Annotated in this window: 2 protein-coding genes; both read right to left on the minus strand. The window is 53.2% G+C overall.

From position 1 onward, the window contains the following. Nucleotides 1–49 precede the first annotated feature (49 nt). Nucleotides 50–985 (minus strand): DUF58 domain-containing protein, encoded by a 936-nt coding sequence (locus tag KDK18_RS10220; RefSeq protein ID WP_257254798.1) that lies wholly within the window; start codon nucleotides 983–985, stop codon nucleotides 50–52. Nucleotides 986–999: 14 nt separating this feature from the next. Continuing rightward, nucleotides 1,000–1,345, minus strand: a 346-nt coding sequence (locus KDK18_RS10225; protein WP_257254799.1) for a MoxR family ATPase, incomplete at its 5' end; no start/stop codon positions are given.

Raw genomic sequence — 1,345 nt, forward strand, 5'->3', positions numbered from 1 at the left:
ACGGGATCGGGTAGATGATTGGGCCGGAGTTGATCCAGAGGATTTGGTGTCATACCGACCTCCGGGGATTCATTCGGGAGCCAAACCAGGCTTGAAGCTGACTGCCTGTGTCCTGATCAGTCCCTAGCTCCAGAAGAGGCACCTTTAGGCTGGCCAGCTGGTCTTTTAGTAAGGTCTGGAAACGATGATGCCGGGATCGGTATTTCTGGCGAAGGTCTCTGGAGCGTGTATTGATAGTTTGCCGGTGAATGCCATTGGTAATGTCATAGCGCCCCGGTCTGGGTAGCTCAGATTCCAGTGGATCTGTCACTTGTACGGCGATTAATTCACAATGTCCTGAAAGCCGGGACAGGTGACGAAAGCTCTCTTCGTCAAGTCGCTGAAAATCACTGATAACGAAAACATGAGTGCCCGGGTGGGCGACCCTGCGAGCGTGTCGCAATGCTTTGCTCAGATAGTTGTCCTGTTGGTGGTGAGGAATGGTTTCAGCCTTAAGGCTTCTATTATGGTGTTCAAGCTTGTTGAGCAGGTGCATCAAGGTTTTTTTAGAACGCTTGGGACGAATCTCACTGAGTCCCTGTTCATCAAAAATCAGACCTCCAATACGGTCACTGTGCAGGAGCGTGGCCCAGGCCAGTAGGGCACCAGCCTCGACAGCAGTGACAGACTTGAAGTTTAACTGACTGCCAAAAAACATCGAATGGCTCTGGTCAACCATAACCAGTACCGGGCGCTCGCGCTCTTCCCTGAAAAGTTTTGTGTGAGGTTTCATCCTGCGTGCAGTGACACGCCAGTCAATGGACCGGATGTCGTCACCCGGTTGATAAGCACGCACCTCCTCAAAGTCAATCCCTCTGCCCTTGAAAGGGGAATAGCCGGTACCTGCCAGCAGACTGTGGGAATGATTTTGACGGAAAATGGCCAGTTCTCTGGCCTGAAAACGCAGGCTGACCAGCTCATTCAGTTGTGAGTATGCTCCACTCATGCTTTGCTCCTGGCTCAGGCAACGGGAACCAGGTTCAGTAACTGATCAATGATGTGATCAGCATCTTTTCCTTCGGCCTCGGCTTCGAAAGTCAGCAACAGTCGGTGCCGAAGGACATCGTGGGCAACTGCCTGAACGTCATCCGGGCTGACATAGTCCCTGTCGTTCAGCCAGGCTCTGGCGCGGGCGCATCGATCCAGGGCAATCGTACCCCGGGGGCTGGCACCGTAATCCAGGTATTCACCCAGACGTTCATTGTAAAGGGCCGGGTGACGGGTGGCATTGATCAGCTGAACAATGTATTCCTCAACCACGGGTTCCATATGAACGGCCAGAGCTTTCTGTCTTGCGGCAAGAACG

It is taken from the genome of Endozoicomonas sp. SESOKO3, assembly GCF_024606255.1.